At 63.0% G+C, this 17,523-nt stretch carries 20 protein-coding genes; 13 read left to right on the forward strand and 7 right to left on the reverse strand.

Annotated features, from left to right (window positions below; translation table 11 throughout):
- Positions 1-144: 144 nt before the first annotated feature.
- Positions 145-567, forward strand: a complete 423-nt coding sequence (locus M2267_RS05055; RefSeq protein WP_043620117.1) for a universal stress protein — start codon at positions 145-147, stop codon at positions 565-567.
- Positions 568-632: 65 nt separating this feature from the next.
- Positions 633-977 carry a TraR/DksA family transcriptional regulator gene (locus M2267_RS05060; protein ID WP_429112906.1) on the forward strand — a complete coding sequence of 115 codons (345 nt, stop codon included), beginning with the start codon at positions 633-635 and terminating at the stop codon, positions 975-977.
- A 2-nt stretch (positions 978-979) separates the two neighbouring features.
- Here the strand turns inward: M2267_RS05060 and M2267_RS05065 are convergent, their stop codons facing one another.
- The gene (locus M2267_RS05065) at positions 980-1,486 is read right to left on the reverse strand and encodes a GNAT family N-acetyltransferase (RefSeq protein WP_429112909.1); all 507 of its coding nucleotides are present in this window, start codon (positions 1,484-1,486) and stop codon (positions 980-982) included.
- A gap of 207 nt (positions 1,487-1,693) precedes the next feature.
- Between M2267_RS05065 and trhA the strand changes: the two genes are divergently transcribed.
- On the forward strand, positions 1,694-2,350 hold the full coding sequence (gene trhA / locus M2267_RS05070; protein ID WP_429112912.1) for a PAQR family membrane homeostasis protein TrhA: 657 nt from the start codon (positions 1,694-1,696) through the stop codon (positions 2,348-2,350).
- 7 nt (positions 2,351-2,357) lie between these two features.
- Here the strand turns inward: trhA and M2267_RS05075 are convergent, their stop codons facing one another.
- From M2267_RS05075 to M2267_RS05085, 3 genes are all read right to left on the reverse strand, one after another.
- Complete coding sequence (locus M2267_RS05075) at positions 2,358-2,882, reverse strand: hypothetical protein (RefSeq protein WP_052201899.1); 525 nt, start codon at positions 2,880-2,882, stop codon at positions 2,358-2,360.
- 106 nt (positions 2,883-2,988) lie between these two features.
- Positions 2,989-3,396 carry a peptide-methionine (R)-S-oxide reductase MsrB gene (gene msrB, locus M2267_RS05080; protein ID WP_043620111.1) on the reverse strand — a complete coding sequence of 136 codons (408 nt, stop codon included), beginning with the start codon at positions 3,394-3,396 and terminating at the stop codon, positions 2,989-2,991.
- An 84-nt stretch (positions 3,397-3,480) separates the two neighbouring features.
- Positions 3,481-5,073 carry an EAL domain-containing protein gene (locus M2267_RS05085; protein ID WP_429112915.1) on the reverse strand — a complete coding sequence of 531 codons (1,593 nt, stop codon included), beginning with the start codon at positions 5,071-5,073 and terminating at the stop codon, positions 3,481-3,483.
- A 421-nt stretch (positions 5,074-5,494) separates the two neighbouring features.
- On the opposite strand from M2267_RS05085, the gene M2267_RS05090 reads away from it, so the two are divergent.
- The 8 genes from M2267_RS05090 (at position 5,495) to mucR (ending at position 12,260) form a co-directional block, all read left to right on the forward strand.
- Positions 5,495-7,855 carry a putative monovalent cation/H+ antiporter subunit A gene (locus M2267_RS05090; RefSeq protein WP_429112918.1) on the forward strand — a complete coding sequence of 787 codons (2,361 nt, stop codon included), beginning with the start codon at positions 5,495-5,497 and terminating at the stop codon, positions 7,853-7,855.
- Complete coding sequence (locus tag M2267_RS05095; protein WP_429112919.1) at positions 7,852-8,271, forward strand: Na(+)/H(+) antiporter subunit B; 420 nt, start codon at positions 7,852-7,854, stop codon at positions 8,269-8,271. Before M2267_RS05090 ends, M2267_RS05095 begins: the two co-directional genes overlap by 4 nt.
- Positions 8,271-8,648 carry a Na+/H+ antiporter subunit C gene (locus M2267_RS05100; RefSeq protein WP_192447472.1) on the forward strand — a complete coding sequence of 126 codons (378 nt, stop codon included), beginning with the start codon at positions 8,271-8,273 and terminating at the stop codon, positions 8,646-8,648. Before M2267_RS05095 ends, M2267_RS05100 begins: the two co-directional genes overlap by 1 nt.
- 7 nt (positions 8,649-8,655) lie before the next feature.
- Complete coding sequence (locus tag M2267_RS05105) at positions 8,656-10,218, forward strand: Na+/H+ antiporter subunit D (protein ID WP_043620104.1); 1,563 nt, start codon at positions 8,656-8,658, stop codon at positions 10,216-10,218.
- Positions 10,215-10,691 carry a Na+/H+ antiporter subunit E gene (locus M2267_RS05110; RefSeq protein ID WP_043620102.1) on the forward strand — a complete coding sequence of 159 codons (477 nt, stop codon included), beginning with the start codon at positions 10,215-10,217 and terminating at the stop codon, positions 10,689-10,691. The genes M2267_RS05105 and M2267_RS05110 overlap by 4 nt, the downstream gene beginning before the upstream one ends.
- Positions 10,688-11,071, forward strand: coding sequence for a cation:proton antiporter (locus M2267_RS05115; protein WP_043620100.1), 384 nt, complete (start codon positions 10,688-10,690; stop codon positions 11,069-11,071). Before M2267_RS05110 ends, M2267_RS05115 begins: the two co-directional genes overlap by 4 nt.
- A gap of 14 nt (positions 11,072-11,085) precedes the next feature.
- The gene (gene mnhG, locus M2267_RS05120) at positions 11,086-11,427 is read left to right on the forward strand and encodes a monovalent cation/H(+) antiporter subunit G (RefSeq protein ID WP_043620151.1); all 342 of its coding nucleotides are present in this window, start codon (positions 11,086-11,088) and stop codon (positions 11,425-11,427) included.
- Between the two features lie 401 nt (positions 11,428-11,828).
- Complete coding sequence (mucR, locus tag M2267_RS05125) at positions 11,829-12,260, forward strand: exopolysaccharide biosynthesis transcriptional regulator MucR (protein WP_043620098.1); 432 nt, start codon at positions 11,829-11,831, stop codon at positions 12,258-12,260.
- Between the two features lie 131 nt (positions 12,261-12,391).
- Here the strand turns inward: mucR and M2267_RS05130 are convergent, their stop codons facing one another.
- From M2267_RS05130 to M2267_RS05140, 3 genes are all read right to left on the reverse strand, one after another.
- Positions 12,392-12,814 (reverse strand): SufE family protein, encoded by a 423-nt coding sequence (locus tag M2267_RS05130; RefSeq protein ID WP_429112921.1) that lies wholly within the window; start codon positions 12,812-12,814, stop codon positions 12,392-12,394.
- 173 nt (positions 12,815-12,987) lie between these two features.
- The gene (locus M2267_RS05135; RefSeq protein WP_429112923.1) at positions 12,988-13,713 is read right to left on the reverse strand and encodes a hypothetical protein; all 726 of its coding nucleotides are present in this window, start codon (positions 13,711-13,713) and stop codon (positions 12,988-12,990) included.
- Between the two features lie 184 nt (positions 13,714-13,897).
- Complete coding sequence (locus M2267_RS05140) at positions 13,898-14,344, reverse strand: DUF5330 domain-containing protein (protein WP_043620146.1); 447 nt, start codon at positions 14,342-14,344, stop codon at positions 13,898-13,900.
- Between the two features lie 643 nt (positions 14,345-14,987).
- Here M2267_RS05140 and M2267_RS05145 point away from each other — a divergent pair.
- Both M2267_RS05145 and M2267_RS05150 read left to right on the forward strand, forming a co-directional pair.
- A complete protein-coding gene (locus tag M2267_RS05145; RefSeq protein WP_429113044.1) occupies positions 14,988-16,553 on the forward strand; it encodes a sensor histidine kinase in 1,566 nt (521 codons plus the stop codon).
- On the forward strand, positions 16,525-17,487 hold the full coding sequence (locus M2267_RS05150) for a peptidoglycan-binding domain-containing protein (protein WP_429112924.1): 963 nt from the start codon (positions 16,525-16,527) through the stop codon (positions 17,485-17,487). The genes M2267_RS05145 and M2267_RS05150 overlap by 29 nt, the downstream gene beginning before the upstream one ends.
- Positions 17,488-17,523 lie beyond the last annotated feature (36 nt).

Raw genomic sequence — 17,523 nt, forward strand, 5'->3', positions numbered from 1 at the left:
ATTTCGAGTGGGGCCGTGCGCGCGCAGCGCTTTCGATTTGATTTCAATCAAAGCCGAAGATGCCGTCGAGGCGCAATCTTGAGACGAGGGATTGGCCTGTGGCAGCAGCCTGGCGATCCGAGTGGGCAACAGAAGGAGTACAGCATGTACAAGAAGATCATCGTCCCGATTGCCATGGATCAGCTCGAACACGGCGAATCCGTGCTTGGCATTGCCGAAAAGCTGATCGATGAAGGGGGCGAGATTATCCTGCTCAACGTCGTCGAGGACCTGAACGCCTATGCGCAAGGCTACATGATCGTCGACTTCCCGCTGGAAATGGTCGAGGAATCCCGCAAGCAGGCGCTGAAGACGCTCGAGGCGCTTAAAACCAAGCACGGGATCAAGGGCCGCATCGAAATCCGCACCGGCGGGGCCGCCGGCACCATCAACGCCTTTGCCAGCGAAGAAAACGCCGATCTCGTCATCATCGCATCCCATCGGCCGGGCCTCATCGACTACTTCATCGGATCGACGGCAAGCCGGGTCGTCAGCCATTGCCCCTGTGCCGTTCTCGTCGACCGGTAAGCCACGAACAACAAGAGCGCATGCGGCGCGTGACCTTCGCGCCGCCACCGCCAAGGAGTCTTCAGATGGACAAACATGGGCTTGACGACTTTCACGACCGCCTGACCCGCCGCAAGGCCGAGCTGCAGGGGCGTCTGGTCAAGATCGAGCACGATCTCGATGAGCCGATGAATGCTGATGTCCCGGACCGGGTGACCGAGCGGGAAGGGGACGAGGTGCTCGAAGGCCTTGGCCTTGCGGGCCAGGAGGAAATCCGCGGGATCGACGCCGCGCTCGATCGGATCGCCGCCGGCACCTTCGGAATCTGCGTGCGCTGCGGCCTGCCGATTTCGGCGGCGCGCCTGCAGGCCGTTCCTCATGCGCCGCTCTGTCAGGACTGCGCCGCCGAGGTCGCCCGCGGCGGGCGGTGACGTCAGGCGGTCGTGCCGCTCCCCAAATCCACTTTCAGCCGGGGCAGGAACCGCCCGGGGATCACGCTCGACGCGACGACCCCATCATCGACGGCCCCCATGCGGCGGTAAAAGTCGGCGGCACCGGGATCCGCGTCGATCGTCATGACCGTTGCACCACGCCTGCGCGCCGCGGCGACGCACCAGTCGAAAAGCCGTCGGCCAATGCCTGCCGCCCGTGCTTCCGGTTCGATGAACAGCTTGTCGAGTTCGACGTGGTTGCCGCTCCCGCGGACCTGCGCCAGGCCGACGATGCGTTCGCCGTCCGTGGCCACCTGCAGGTCCGAATCCGTCCAGTCGTCGGCCGTGAGCGTCAAGGCCGGTCGACATGCTTCAAGAAAAGCCTCGTCATAGCCCCAAATAGCCTTCGATCGCAGGCAGAGGTCGCTGAGCACGGCCGCTTCCTCCGGCTGAGGGGTGCGCAAGACTGACATGATGATCCTCCCGATCGGCGTGTTCCGGCCGTTCATGTGGTCATCGCCGTGGCCTTGGGCAAGTCTCGTTCCAAACTTCGCAGATTTGTTATGGCATTGTTGTAGTGCGTTGCAAAAGTTGATGCTTTTGCCACGCCGCTACTTCTTTGCGGCGAAGAGGCCTTGTGGCAGGATGGTGGAAACGTTGCGGTGCGACGGGCATGCGCGCCGCTGGAGAAGAAAAGGCTCGGGGAAAGGGAAGACGTGGAATTCGCAGGCGTCAAATGGAACTATGACCGCTCGGAACTGATTGCCGACGGCATCGTTCATGGCATCGGCCTGGCGGCTGCACTGGTTGGCGTGACCGCGCTGATCTTCTACGCAACGCTATGGAGCACGACGGGGCAGCTCGCCGCCGCGGCCGTCTATGGCGCCGGGCTGCTTGCGACCCTCTCGATCTCCTTTCTCTATAATCTCTACCCGGTTTCACGCACCAAGTGGTTCCTGCGCCGCTTCGACCATTCCTCGATCTTCGTTCTGATTGCCGCCACCTATACGCCGTTCCTGCAGCGCGGCCTCGATGATCCGTTCCTGTTCGTGATGCTGATCGGCATCTGGGCGATCGCCGGTCTTGGCGTCGCCATCAAGTGTCTCTTTCCGGGGCGCTTCGACCGGCTGGCGATCCTGCTCTATCTCGCCATGGGCTGGAGCGGCGTGCTCGCGCTTGGCCCGCTGCTGTCGGCGCTGACGGCAACGACGCTGGTGCTGATCCTGATCGGCGGCATCATCTATTCCGCCGGCGTGATTTTCCATGTGTGGGAAAAACTGCGCTTCCAGAACGCCATCTGGCACGGCTTCGTCGTAACAGGCGCGGCGGTGCACTATTCGGCCGTGCTGACCTGTTTCAGCGCCGCGTCCTGAGGGGCGATCAGTTCGGCGCTTCGCCGGCCGCAGCAGCGATCGGTGGATGCTGACAGCCTTCCGAAGGCCTCAGGGCCTCCGCCATGCGCGAAATCACGCCGTCGAAGCTGGTGAGCCGGGTCTTGCGATACTGCAGGCGGAAATAGGCGGCGCTGCCGTCACAGAGCGCGATCGCGCGGGTATAGAACACTTCGTCACCGCGCGCGCCCGAGAAACTCGCCCAGGCCGCCGTCACGCGGGAATAGGAAATCCGCCAGTCACCCTCCCGCTCGTAACCCATGCGGTCGTTGACGTCGGTCTCGAAGTCACCGTCCATGAGCGTGCTGCCGAAGACCGAAAGGGTCGCGCCGTTGTCGCTGGCATGAAAACTCGCGCCATCGCCATTATCGCCCTCGCTCTGCAGTTCGAAGCCGGGGGGAATGTCGAGCACATAGCCAAATCGGGCGTTGGCGTAGGGAACCCAATCCTCTGCCGCCGACGCCGTCAGGGCGGAAGGGAGCAGCAAGGCGAGGGCAGTCAGGATGCGTAGCATGCGGACCTCCTCTCGCTTGCTCGATCTATTACTTCTAGCGCGGTTGGCGCCACGGGGCGGTTCCCGGCGGAACAGCACCCCATGCCACTCCTTCCAGGCTCCGGTGTCAATCCTCGGTAAACGTCATCGCATGGCCGTTCAGGCAATAGCGCAGCCCCGTCGGCGGCGGGCCGTCGGGAAAGACGTGACCGAGATGGGCGTCGCAATCGGCGCAGCGGATTTCGGTGCGCACCATGAAGTGGGAGCGGTCCTCGATCTCGCGGATCGCCTGATCGTCGATCGCGGCGAAGTAGCTCGGCCAGCCGCAACCGGAATCGAACTTGGTGTCGGAGCGGAACAGCGCCCGGCCGCAACAGACGCATTCGTAGGTGCCGGTTTGTTTGTTGCTGAGGAAAGGACCGGTAAACGGACGCTCGGTGCCCTGCTGTCGCGTGATGCGATACTGCTCCGGCGAGAGCTGCGCCCGCCATTCCGCATCGGTTTTCACCACTTTCGGCGTCTTTACGGTCGTCATGAAAGTCTCCTGTCGTTGCGGCGACTATATAGGAATGCGCGACCGCGCGCGCAAACATCGCCAGCGCCCGTTCCGCGACGGACCTCAAGCGATTTCGCGGCGGATCACCGCCGGCCCGGCCCCGAGCCTGCGTTTGCTGTCGTTGTAAAAGGTGATGAACTCGGCCGCCGGCAGCGCCTTGGAGAACAGCCAGCCCTGGCCGTATTGCACGCCCCGCTCGATGAGATAGTCGGCCTGTTCCTGCCGCTCGATCCCCTCGGCGACGATGTAGAGATCGAGCGATTTGGCGATGTCGATGATATGCGGCGTGATCGAGCTGGTGGCCGAATCGGTGCCGATCGTGTCGATGAAGGACTTGTCGATCTTCAGCGCATCGAGCGGAAGCTCCTGCAGGTATTGCAGGCTCGAATAGCCGGTGCCGAAGTCGTCGATGGCCACCGAGTGGCCGCGCCGACGCGCTTCCTCGATCGTCGTCCGGGCGGATTTCACGTCCATGAAGCCGCGTTCGGTTGCCTCCAGCCAGATCTGTTCCGCTATTATGCCGGTGTTTCGAAGCGCCCTCTCGATCACCGGCAGGATGCGCCCGGATTTCAGGTCGTCGGCGGCGAGGTTGATGGCGATGTGCAGCGAGCGGTCGGCGACGAGCACGCTCTTCAGCTCGGCGATCGTCGCATAGAGAACCTGATCGGTGATCTCCTCGATCAGCCCGTTTTCCTCTGCAAGAGGGATGAAGAGATCCGGCCGGACCATCTGCCCATCCGGCCGCCGCCAGCGCACCAGAGCCTCCGCGCCGACGCAGATGCCGGTCTTGAGCTCGATCAGCGGCTGGTAGTGCACGATGAACTCGCGCCGATGCACGGCAATCGAAAGCTCGCCGAGCGGCGACAGGCGACGCCGGGACAGCCAGACGACGAGCCCGACCATCAGCGCCGCAACCAGCGCCCCGCCCGGCAGCAGCAGCAGGCGTTCCCGATCCATGTCGCTGAGAATGGCGATACTGGGCGCAGTGGCAACCGCGATCCAGTTGGCATCCCGTGACGTTGCAAAGAGGTCGTCGGCATTGCTGCCGGTCTTCGGAAGATCGGCAAGCTGCTCCGTAAGCTGCGGGTCAGGATCGTTGAGGGTGCTGACCAGCACGCCGTTTTTGGTGGCGACGGCAAGCCGGGTGCCGGGCTCTGCGATCACGTCCACGAAACGGACCGGGTTGGTCAGCACCGTGTAGGAATGGTACCGGAATGCCGTCATGGGCGCGCCGGTGCTGATTGTCGGATACATCCGCGGGATGACCTCCACGCCGTTGCTTGCGAAGAAATCGGCAGGCGGTGCGCGGGTGAGGCGGCGCGGCGGGTAGCCCCACGAGGTGCATCTGAGCAGCCCGTTCTCGAAATAGCCGATGTCCTCGATGGCGGTGATGTTGACGACCAGCGAGCGCAGCGCCGCGATATGTGTGGCCATGCATGGCGGAAGGTCGAGCCGGTCGGCTGTCTTCAGCGCCCGCGACGCCTCATCGAGCGCGGCGTCGGCGCGCATGATGGCATAGTCGGCGAGGCGGGCAAGCCGTGCCTGCTCGCTACGCACGGCGATCGACCAGGAAAGGTAATAGGCTGCCAGCATCGGCAGGATCGCGCCGAGGGCAGCCAGGATACTGGCGATGACGACTATGCGAGATCGTTCCAAGCGGGTCCCGCCCATTCGATGTGTGGTCTTCTGTTTCGTGCCTGCCGCTAGCGACTGCGGCACCGGCAACCGCGTCTCAGCCGTCGCAAGGTCTGCCGGCGTCGTCGTCGCGTCTGTTCATTCTGAATTGAGGGTGTCTGCAAATACAACTATCACGTCTTGCAGTTCGGTTTCCAGAATGTTCGATCTATCCCCCGCCGCCCGATGAAGATGTTGCTAACAGCATTTTAATTGTTGTTGGCGGCCGCCGCCTAAAGCGCGCGAATCTGGTATTGCAGGGGCTCCGCTTCGGTTCGTCCGGCCGAACTGGCAGACACATAACGCCGATTTTATCTGGATAAGGCTTGAGACCCCAACCCCCTTCTTTTATGTCGGGGGTTCGATCGATTATACGATGAATTAAAAGGAGCAGGCCTGGACGATGGATGTTGCGGCCCTGACATTTCTGGCCCTTGCACTGCCTTTCGTCGCGGCATTGCTCGCGCCGCTTCTGACGCGCCTTCTCGGCCACAATGCGGCCTGGGTGCTTGCGCTGTTCCCCTTGGGCGTCGTTCTGCACTTCGCCGGTTTCTGGCCGGAAGTGGCCAAGGGCGAGGTGGTTACGGGCGGTTATGCCTGGATACCTTCGTTCAATGTCAGCTTTTCCTGGCTGATCGACGGGCTGTCGCTCACATTCGTCCTGTTGATTGCCGGCATCGGCATGCTGATCGTGCTTTATGCCGGTGGCTATCTGAAAGGCCACCCGCAGCAGGGCCGGTTCTTTTCCTTCATCCTGATGTTCATGGGCTCGATGCTCGGGCTCGTGGTCTCCGACAGCTTCCTGATGCTGTTCGTGTTCTGGGAATTGACCTCGATCACCTCGTTCCTGCTGATCGGTTTTGATCATTCGCGCGAGGCGGCGCGGCGCGCGGCTCTGCAGGCGCTGGTCGTGACCGGGGGCGGGGGCCTGTTCCTGCTCGCAGGACTGCTGATCATCTGGAATGTCAGCGGCGTCACCCAGCTCTCGCTGCTGTCGGCTTTCGGGCCAGAGATGCGCGAAAGCCCGTTCTATCTGGCGGCGCTGCTTCTCGTTCTCGGTGGCGCTTTTACCAAGTCGGCGCAGTTCCCCTTCCATTTCTGGCTGCCGAACGCCATGGAAGCCCCGACGCCTGTCTCCGCCTACCTGCACTCGGCGACCATGGTGAAGGCTGGCGTCTACTTGCTGATGCGGCTGAACCCGGTGCTCGGCGGCACGCCCGAGTGGCAGATCCTTCTGCCGCTCTTCGGGGGTGCGACGCTCGTCATTGGCGCGGCTCTTGCCTGCCGCCAGACCGATCTGAAGCTGATGCTCGCCTATACGACGATGGCGTCGCTCGGCCTGCTGGTCATGCTGATCGGGCTTGACGTGCCCCATGCGATCGAAGCGGCGGTGCTCTACCTCGTCGCCCATTCGCTGTTCAAGGGCGCCCTGTTCATGGTCGCCGGCATCATCGATCACGAGACCGGCACGCGCGACGTGACGAGGCTAGGGGGCCTTCGCTCCGCCATGCCGCTCACCTTCGTCATCGCGCTTGCCGCGGCGTTCTCGATGGGCGGGCTGTTTCCCTTCTTCGGCTTCATCGCCAAGGAGGAGATCTACTACGCTCTCTCCGGTTTTGATCGCCGTTCCCTGGTCTTTGCCGCAATCGCGATCCTCGGCAACGCGCTGATGTTCGCCGTGGCCTTTGCAGTCGCGCTGAAGCCGTTCATCGGCGCCAAGGTCGAGACGCCGAAGGCGGCGCACGAGGCGCCGATCCTGCTCTGGCTCGGCCCTGCGCTGCTCGCGGCCAAGGGGCTCTCCGCCGCCTTGCTTTCGGGGCTGACGCACGAACTGGTATCGACGCCGATGGCGTCGGCGGTTGCCGGCGAGCCGCGGACGGTGACGATATCGGTCCTTCCTCACGTTGGCCTACCCTTGATGATGTCGATCGCGACCGCCGTAATCGGCATCGGCTTCTATCTGAAGCTCGACCGCGTGCGCGCTTTCATGGCGACGATCCTTTCCGATATCGGCTGGGGTCCGGATCGCGGCTTCGACCAGTTCATTCGCGGCCTCGTCCGTTTCTCCGTCGCGCTGACGCGACGGCTGCAGTCGGGGCGCCTCGAAGTCTACATGACCGCGACCTTCATCCTGGTCGCCTTTGTGCTCCTGGTCGTGCCGATCGCCTATGGCGAGTTCCCGCGCGCGCCGTTCTTTGCCGCAGACGTGCCGCTGCATGAACTGGCGATCATGGCGATCGCGGTCATCGGCCTCGTCGCGGTGGTGCTTGCCGCCGACCGGCTGACCGCCATCGTCTCGCTCGGCATCCAGGGCTTTGCCGTCGCCGTCATCTTCCTCCTCTACGGCGCACCGGATCTGGCCTTTACTCAGTTCATGATCGAGACGCTTTCGGTCGTCGTGCTTGCGCTGGTGATGACGCGGCTCCGGCTTTCGCCGTCGGACCATCGTCCGCTTGCGCAGAAGATCCCGGATCTCGCCATCGCACTCGCCTGCGGCCTCGGCTTCGGGCTGATGCTGCTGAAAGTGACGGGGGTGCCCTTCGATACGACGCTCACCGACTTCTTCAACCTCTATTCGAAGTCGATCGCCCACGGCGCCAATGTGGTGAACGTCATCATCGTCGATTTCCGCGGCACGGACACGCTCGGCGAGATCGCCGTGGTGATGGTCACGGGCCTTGCGATCCTGTCGCTCGTTCGCCTGAGGGCAGGTTCGCTCCGGCGTATCGCCGATAACGATCCGGATGCGGAGGAGCGCGCATGAAGTCGGTGATTTTCCGCGCCGTCGCGCCGTTCCTGACGAGCCTGATGGTGTTGTTTTCGATCTTCGTCCTGTTGCGCGGCCACAACGAGCCCGGCGGCGGTTTCATCGGCGGCCTGATCGCGGTGTCGGCGCTGGCGATCTACGGCATCGCCTGCGGCGTCGAGACGGTGCGTCGTGCGATCTATTTCCACCCGATGGCGATTGCCGGGGCGGGCCTCCTGGCCGCGACGATCGCCGGCCTGGTCTCTATCGCCGCCCGCGTGCCCTTCATGACCGGCCTGTGGATCTATCCTTCGGTGCTCGGCCTGGAAGTGCCGCTCTCGACGGTGATGCTGTTCGATTGCGGCGTCTATCTGGTGGTCGTCGGTGCGATCAGTTCGATTGCGCTTTCGCTCGAAGAGCGGGGAGGCGAGTAATGGAGGCCTGGTTCGCTCTGCTTGTCGGCATCTTCTTCACGGTCGCCGTCTATCTGCTCCTGTCGAAGTATATCATCCGGGTGCTGCTTGGCGTCGCCATCCTCGGCAATGCCGTCAACCTCTTGATCTTCACCGGCGGTCGGCTGACCCGCGGCGTGCCACCGGTCGTCCCTGGCGATCAGGATGCGCTCGTCGGTCCCGCCGCCAACGCCCTGCCGCAGGCGCTGATCCTGACGGCGATCGTCATCTCCTTCTCCTTCTTCGCGTTCCTGCTGGTTCTCGCCTGGCGGGCCTACGAGGAGCTGCAAACCGACAACACCGACGAGATGCGCGTTGCCGAGCCGAAGGACGAGCCGGCCCCGCCGCTTGGATACTGACCGACCCATGGCCGCTACAACCTCTCCTCCCGCAGATCTCTCCGCCGCGCTCGTGCTCGAGCCCGTCGCGTCTGCCGACTGGCTGGTGATCCTGCCGGTTGCCTGGTGCCTCGCAATCGGCGCGCTGCTCGTAATGCTGCGCCGGAAGATCGATTGGCATCCCTACGTCGCCGTTGCCGGACTGGCCGGGCTCGTCATCATCGATGTGCTTCTTCTGCGCCATGTGCTTGCAAGCGGACCCGTAACGATGGTGATGGGGCGCTGGCTGCCACCCTTCGGCATTGCCTTCACCGTCGATCTGACCGGCGCGCTCTTTGCGCTCACCGCCTCCGTCGTGGCGCTTGCAGGCGGCATCTATTCGCTTGCCGATATCAACGACAGCGGCCGGCGCTACGGCTTCTATCCGTTCCTGATGCTGCTAATGGCAGGTGTGTCCGGCGCCTTCCTGACCGGCGATGTCTTCAATCTCTACGTCTGGTTCGAGGTGCTGCTGATCTCGTCCTTCGGCCTGATCGTACTCGGCTCCGAACGCGAGCAGATCGACGGCGCGGTGAAATACGGCTTCCTCAACCTCGTTGCGACTACCCTGTTCCTGATCACCACAGGGTATCTCTATGCAAGCTTCGGCACGCTCAACATGGCCGACATCGCCCGTAAGGCCGAGGGGCTCGCGGGCACAGCGCCGCTTATGACGCTGACGGCACTGTTCCTGCTTGCCTTCGGCATGAAAGCCGCAGCCTTTCCGGTGAATTTCTGGCTGCCGGCGTCCTACCATACGCCGCGCGTGGTGGTCTCGGCCCTGTTTGCCGGCCTTCTCACCAAGGTCGGGATCTACGCGCTCATTCGCGTCACCGTCATGCTGCTCCCGGTCGAGCGCGAGGAACTGAGCTTCGTCATCGCCATTGCCGGCGCGCTGACGATGCTCGTCGGCGTGCTTGGTGCGCTGGCCCAGTCGGACTTCCGCCGCATGCTCGGTTATCTCGTCGTCTCCGGCATCGGCTCGATCCTTGCCGGCGTCGCCGTCGGCGGCCCGGGTGGTATCGGCGGCGCGATCTTCTATGCGCTGCATTCGATGCTCGTCATGACCGCGCTTTACCTCGCGTCCGGTGTCGCAGCGAGGCTCGGCGGCAGCTTCTCGCTGACTTCGCTGGCAGGCCTCTATCGCCGCCATGCCGGTTTCGCCGCGCTGACGCTCATGCTGGCCTTCGCCGTGTCCGGCTTGCCGCCGTTCTCCGGCTTCTGGCCGAAGGTCATGCTGGTCAAGGCGGCGCTCGATATCGGCGCTTGGTGGCTAGCAGCCGTCCTGCTTCTGACCGGCTTCCTCACGACCATCGTCACCGGTCGCTTCTTCCTGCTCGCCTATTGGCGCGATGCGGGGTCCAGTGAGGGCGCCTCTGCATCCGCGACGATCGCGCCGGCGGCACTATTGCCGCTCACCGCCTTGACTGTGCTGGCGCTCGCCATCGGCCTTTATCCCGAGCCACTGCTATCCATGGTTCAGAATGCCGCCGCAGGCCTTTCCGAACCGTCGGCCTACCTGAACTCGGTCTTCCCGGGAGGTGCCCCGTGACCAAGTTCCTGACCATCAATCTCGTGTTCACGGCGATCTGGGGCGCGATCAGCGCCAGCTTCTCGCCTGCCAACCTGATCCTCGGTTTTGCCGTCGGAGCGTTGTCGCTCTTTCTCATCCGGCGCGAGCTTGAGCCCGTTGCCTACCCGGTGCGCCCGATCAAGCTCTTCCTGCTGACCGCGCTGTTCTTCAAGGAACTGGCGATCTCGGCGACCAAGGTCGCCTTGTTGGTCATCCAGCCGAAGATGGTGCTGAAGCCGGGCATCTTCGCCTATCCGCTGACGGTCAAGAGCGACTTCGAAATCGCGCTGCTGGCCAATCTCATCACGCTGACGCCGGGAACGCTGTCGGTCGACGTCTCCGACGATCGCAAGACGCTCTATGTCCATGCGCTCGACTGCGCCGATCCGGGTGGCCTCAGGCGCGATATCGCCAATGGCTTCGAGCGCCGGATCAAGGAGGCCTTCGAATGACCCTGGCCGATCAGATAGAATCCCTTGCCACGGGTTTTGCGCTTGTCGTGCTGTCCATCGCTCTTCTGGTGACGGTCTGGCGCATCATTCGCGGCCCGACGCTGCCTGACCGGGTGCTTGGCCTTGACATGCTGGTGGCGATTGCGATTGGTCTGATTGCAGTCGTGGCGATCCGCACGGGCTTCAACCTTTACATCGACATCGCCATCGCGCTAGGTCTCGTCGGCTTCCTGGCGACGGTCGCCTTTGCGCGCTTCGTGCTGGCGCGCGGCCTCTCGCCCGAGAAAGCCGTCGCCGACGGACGCGTGCCGCAGGCCAAAGGCGGGTCCGCGCCAAGGGGCAAATCGACGCAGCGCAAACGCAAGGGAGGACGCCGATGAGCCCGGTGCTCGATATGGCCGTTACCCTGCTGGTCGCCGTCCTGTTGGTCGGTGGTGCGATCTTTTCGTTGCTGGCGGCGATCGGCATCGTCCGTTTCCCCGATCTCTATACGCGCATGCATGCGGCCTCCAAGGCCGGCACGATCGGATCGGGCCTGTTGCTTCTGGCCGCGGGCGTGCATTCTCTCGATCCGGCTATTTTGATTCGCGCGCTTGCAGGCTTCTTTTTCTTCGTTCTGACTGCGCCGATCTCGGCTCATCTCTTGGCAAAAGCCGCACATCAGGCAGGTTACAGGCTGACTAAGCTGTCTGTCATAGATCAGCTTCCGCAAAAGGAAGAGCCGCGTCGCGACTGATCGACGACAGTTCTGAAACTGTATTTCAGAACATTACGATCGAGTGTGGCCATTTTAGCAATTTGGAGATAAACTTGCTAAGTGCCGCTAAATTTATGTTTGGACATTTCGCGCATCGATGTTAATCGAGTAAATGTAAAGTGTCGTCGTGGAAAATACTTTGATCTGAAATTCCAGCTTGAGTTGTGAATGTTGATCGTTGCTTTGAGAGTTCGGTCGTCACCGGTGACTCGGCAGCAGGTTTTGTAATCAAGTTCCAGCTCTTGATATCGCGGCCGGTGTTTCTCCTTGCCGCGTTGATGGTCCATCCCAAGGCAGCCAAGGCTTCCTGACGGCTCTTGCAAGCGTTCCTCCCCCGAAACGCCGTTTCGGGTTGTGCTTAAGTCCGATAGGAGAAAGAAATGACTGAAACAGCGCTTGGCGCGAGCCATGAACTTCTGGTTGAGCTGACGGCGGAAATCGTTGCCGCCTACGTCAGCAATCATGTGGTTCCGGTCGCCGAGCTTCCCACGCTGATCGCAGATGTGCATTCGGCGCTGAACAACACGGCGGCTCCCGCGCCGGTCGTCATTCCCGTCGAAAAGCCGAAGCCGGCCGTATCGGTTCGCAAGTCCGTTCAGGACGACCAGATCACCTGCCTCGAATGCGGTGGCACCTTCAAGTCGCTGAAGCGCCACCTGATGACCCACCACAATCTGTCGCCGGAAGAATACCGCGAGAAGTGGGACCTGCCGACCGATTACCCGATGGTCGCGCCCGCCTATGCGGAAGCACGTTCGCGCCTCGCCAAGGAAATGGGCCTCGGCCAGCGCCGCAAGCGTCGCGGCAAGTAAGACCTTCGTCTCGCGGGCCCAACTGCCCGGCGCATGACGGATATGGGCATGTTTCACAAAGGCCGGACCAAAGTGTCCGGCCTTTGTGTTTGCATGGGATGGAAAGATTGCGCGTCCGGCCGGCACTCTGCTCAAGCCGCCAGGCGAAGCTCCGCCTCGTTCTTGATGCGGCGGATCATCGAGCGCAGGCCGTTGGCGCGCTGGGTCGAAAGGTGTTCGATCAGGCCGATCTTGCCGAAGGTGTCGATCGCGTCGATCCTGGCGATTTCGGAGGCATGCCTGCCGGAGTAGATGGCCAGCACGATCGCGACGAGCCCGCGCACGATATGGGCGTCGGATTCGCCTTCGAAGTTGAGGACGGGATCCTCGGGATTGCCGGCCGCATTGGTCACGAGCCACACCTGGCTGGCGCAGCCCTGAACCTTGTTTTCCTGCGTGCGCTTGGCTTCAGGCATCTCCGGCAACGCCTTGCCGAGCTCGATCACAAAGCGATAGCGATCCTCCCATTCTTCAAGAAAGGCGAAATCGTCGATGATCTGGTCGAGCGTCGTCATGGTCCGGTCCATTCGTCGGGTGATTATAAGCTCGCCGGCCCTTGCCGCGAACACTTTCATCCCTGTTCTTGCCCGCCGCCGTCAGGCGCTCGGGCTTTCAGCCATCATATAGGCGATGGCAGAGCCATTGAGAACCGGCAAATGTGCGACGGATACGGCAACCGCTTTCCCTGTCAGACCGAGATACTTGTCGGGATGCTGAGGGAAACGGTCGTGCCACCGCCGGCGCCCTCGATATTGCCGGTGGCGGCCGAAAGCGCCTGGCCGGCAGTACGGGCCTCATCCGCATCACGGCCGGATCCCTTGGCGCGCAATTCCTGCTCCGCCTTGCGCAGCAGTTGCTTCACCTGTTCGGCAACGGATTTGAGTTCGGCTGCCACCTTCGCCACGGGATCGGAGCCGTCGTTATCCCCGCCGAATTCGCGATAGGCGCGTTCGGCAAAGCTTGCCGGTCCCGATGAGGGCTCAGCCTCAATGTCAGCCGCGGCGGCATCGGCTTGCGCGCCGGACGCTTCCGCTTGCCCGCTACCGGCATCGGCAAGCGCGGTGGCTGCCGTGGTGGCCGCAGTCGCGGCGGATGAGACGCCGCTGACAGCTCCCCCGCCGCCGGCGCCGGCCAGTTGCTGGGCGGCCGTGCCGAGCTGTTGTGCAAGCTGCTTGGCAAGCCTTGCAAGCGTTTCCGGGTCCGATGCGAAGAACCGGAGCATTCGGAGCTGCTCCTTGACTTCGTCGAGCTTCTTCTTGACGGCAGCAGCGCGGTTCGCAGCACTTTCGTCGTCGCGGCCAAGAAGCAGGGCGGTTGACGCAGGGCTCTTGCTTTCGCCCACTGTTCCGGGGGCGGCGCCGGACGTTGCCGGGCGTGTCACGCCGGCGTTCGAGAAAAGCCCATAGATCTGCATTGTCTGCCTCCACCTGTCGGTATGGCGGACCTAAACAGGCAGGGCTTGCGTGTGGCTGTGCGGCGAGAAAATCAGCGGTTGCGGGCGCAAAAAAGAAAACGCCGCGAGGGGATGGGCTCCTCGCGGCGGCCGCAACAGGACGGCAAGTCAGGCAGTAAGTCAGAAATGTGCGGAAGGGGTGCTGTTACTGGATAACGGCAGCCTTGGGGTCGAGGCGCTTTTCCGGAACCGGGGTGCGCTTGAACACGGGTTCGGCGTCGATGGTGCTGACCTCGGTCGCCGGAGTTACCATGTCGGCAGCCGGCGTGACCGTACCGGTCGTCACCTTGGCATCCGGCGTCGTTGCATCGGTTTCGGCAAACTGGGTATCGAGGAATTCGTAGGCGATGCGGGCGCCTTCGCGCGCCCGGTGGCCCAGGGCAACGAAGGTTTCGGCACCCTTCTCGCAGACATCCGGCTTTTGGATGCAGATGGCGCTGATGTACTGGAACGCCTCATTGGCAGCGGAGAAGGTGTCGCCCAGTTCTACTTTCGGGGCGTGTTCGAGTTTCTGCGCGCTCGAAGGGTCGAGGAATGGCAGCAACACCAGCACCAGCGAAAACCAGAATGTCGCCTTGATGAGAAACCACATGTTCTGCCCATCCTTCGTTCGGCTGCCGCGGCCCGCCAGTCTTGTAGCCGGCTTTTGCACCTTCGGCATCCCGCAGCGCCGTGGTATCCCCTGATACCCGTTCACGCCACCTTCTAAACCTTAGGAGCCTGCCGGCGTTCTCTTGGTGCCCGGCCCCTTGTTGAGATCGACATTACGGTGGGAATCACAAGACGGCTTTTCGAAATCGAGCGGCATTTGCTTCAAATTTTAAGGAAATGCCGGTGTCCGGCGATTTGCGGGGGCATTTGTGTCGCATTTTAGCGTTTGCCGTTAAGGTTCGTGGCAGAGCCGCGCGCGGCAACCCCGAAGGCAGCGGGAATCACACCGCAAAACCCGCGCCACAATCGTTAACACAGTGCAGAAAATGCACAGAAATCCGCTGCTTACGCCCCATTAACCACAAGAAATGAAGGTCGCCCGATTTGGCTCAAAACGGGATTTTTCGACCGTTTCGCACGGTTCCGGCACGGCCGCGTTTATTCTTTCATTAAGCCGGGGATGCGAGATTCCGACATGTCACGAGGCGGCTTGAGTCTCGATCCAAAGGGTCGTGAAAACACAGAGTGTCGGTCTCGCAAGAACAACAAATGTAGCAGGGTAAAGCGTGAGCGTATTGCGTAACATGGCTGGCAGATGGACGTCCCGTGTGGACGAGGTCGCGGCCCTGTGGCTTCCCCGTCGTGAAGCGTCTTCGCCGGCCGACCTCCGCCATGCGAAGCGCCTGCGTACTCTCGCGGCTGTTTCCTTGACGGCTCTGCCGGCGGTGCCGCTTGCCCTGTCGCTCGCCATGCCCGTGTCTTCGGCTCTCCCTCTGGGCACCGCTCTTTGGGCCTCGGCCTCGCTGCTTGCGGCCGCTGGCGCGATTGTTCGCGGCCGCGCGCCGGAAGAGGTGGCCGCCGTATCGGATCCGGTCGTGCCGGACCTCTCTGCCGCCTATGACCTCTTTGCGGGCCTGGTGACCGTGCACGATCTGCGCGGCAACGTGCTTTCCGTCCATGGCCGCGACGCGGCCGAGCATCTGACCCTGATGCGCGATCCGGCAGGACGCGGTTTCATCGAGCAGATCCACGTTTCCGATCGCATCACCTTCCTGAGCGCGATCGACATCCTTCGCCAGGGCGGCGACCGGGCGACGGTCGACATCCGCATCGAGCGGCGCACGTTGCCGATCGAGGGCGAACAGTTCGTTTACATGTCCTGCGAGCTGGCGCCGCTGCGCGACGACAATGGTCGCCTGGTCGCGATCCTCGCCCAGTCGCGCGATGTCTCGCAGGAAGCGGGCCTGCGTGCCGAAGCTGCAGCCAGAACCGCTGAGGCGGTATCGGCAAACGATGCCAAGACGCGGTTCCTGGCCGCCGTCAGCCACGAACTGCGCACGCCGCTCAACGCCATTCTCGGCTTTTCGGACGTGCTTGCAGGCGAATATTTCGGCAAGCTCGAGAACGATCGCCAGCGCGAATATGTGGGCCTGATCCACAAGTCCGGCGAGCACCTGCTTTCCGTCGTCAACACCATGCTCGACATGAGCAAGATCGAGGCCGGTCGCTACGAGCTGATGCCCGAGCCTTTCGGTGTCGCCGAGGCGGTTTCCGCCTGCGAAGCGATGCTGTCGCACCAGGCCACGGAAAAGGGCGTCAAGCTCGCAAGCCGCATCACCCGCGGCATCGGCGAGATCAACGCGGACCAGCGCGCCTTCCAGCAGATCCTCATCAATCTGGTCGGCAACGCCGTCAAGTTCACCGATCAGGGCGGTGTCGTCACGATCGACGCCGAGGCCGACGGGGCGATGCTGAAGCTGTCCGTCAGCGATACCGGCATCGGCATTGCGGCCGACAAGCTGGCGCTGCTTGGTCAACCTTTCGTCCAGATCCAGAACGACTATACTCGCCGCTACGAAGGCACCGGCCTTGGCCTCTCGCTGGTCAAGGGCCTGGTTGCGCTGCACGGCGGAGAGCTTTCCATCCGCAGCCGCGAGGGCGAGGGGACCGTTATCGTCGTCACGCTGCCGCGCGATGGCTCCGGTATCGCCTGCGCGGAGCAGGAAGAAGCACGTGCGCCGGTGACGGTGGAGTTTCCGCCGCGCCTGAAGGATTGTGATGTCGCCCCGGCCGCCGAAGGGGGGCGGTTCGAGGGGAAAAGTTTGAACGAGGAACGGGGATATGGCGCCGCGCAAGCGAAAACAGCCTGAACGGAAGAAGGCCGCGCGGCAAACGCCCGGCCTGGCCGTGCGCGGGCTGGTCCTTGCCGGACGGGGTGCTGGGCTTGCCGGTCGTCTGATGGCGCGCCATCCGCTGGTGTCCGGCGGCTCGGCCGCCTTTCTCGTCGTGTTCTCCTTCGTCGCGGCCAATGCCATGTGGTATCAGCACGGCTCGCACCCGTCGCCGCTTCTGCGCACCCGCGTTCCGCTTGTCAGCGCCGAAACGGCGCAGCGCATCGCGATCGCCAAGGGCGAGGAGATCGAGCCGCGAAAGGTAACCACCTTCGTCATCGAGCGCGAGGGTGAGGCAAAAACTGAAAACGTCGAGGATGTGATCGCGGCTGCATCCGCGGATCCGCAGTCGGAAAAGCCGTCGCCCGAACGGGTGGCGAGCGTGCCGGATCCGGCGCAGTCGAAGCTTGTCTCGGAGATCCAGAAGGAACTGGGCCGCATCGGCCTTTATGACGGCGCTCCGGACGGACGGAGCGGCCCGCGGACGGCTGCGGCAATCCTGAGGTTCGAGGAGCGGGCGGGCCGCACGGGGACCGGCGCGGCGAGTGTCGAGCTGCTCCAGGTCTTGAGATCTGCACCGGCTGAAAAGGCTGCCGCGGTTCCGGCTGGACGGCCGCTTTCGGAAGCCAAGGGCGGCGGCGTGGAGATTGATCCGGTCGCTGCAGCCATCCGCTCGGCCGAGAAGGAAAGCACCTTCGTTCCGCGTGCGGAAATTCCAGTGTCGAGCGAATTGGTGCTGAACATCCAGAAGGGTCTCAGCAACCTCGCCTATGCGGACGTGGCGGTCGATGGCGTTGCCGGAGAGCAGACGCGCGCAGCGATCCGCCACTTCGAAAAACATTACCGCCTGCCGCAAACCGGCGAACCCAATCCGCAAGTGCTGAAGAAGCTCAAGGAAATCGGCGCGCTCTGACGCATTTGACGCGCGCTCACCCCTGTCGTCGCTCAG

This window comes from Ensifer sp. KUDG1 (assembly GCF_050434285.1).
In the GTDB taxonomy this organism is placed as follows: domain Bacteria; phylum Pseudomonadota; class Alphaproteobacteria; order Rhizobiales; family Rhizobiaceae; genus Ensifer.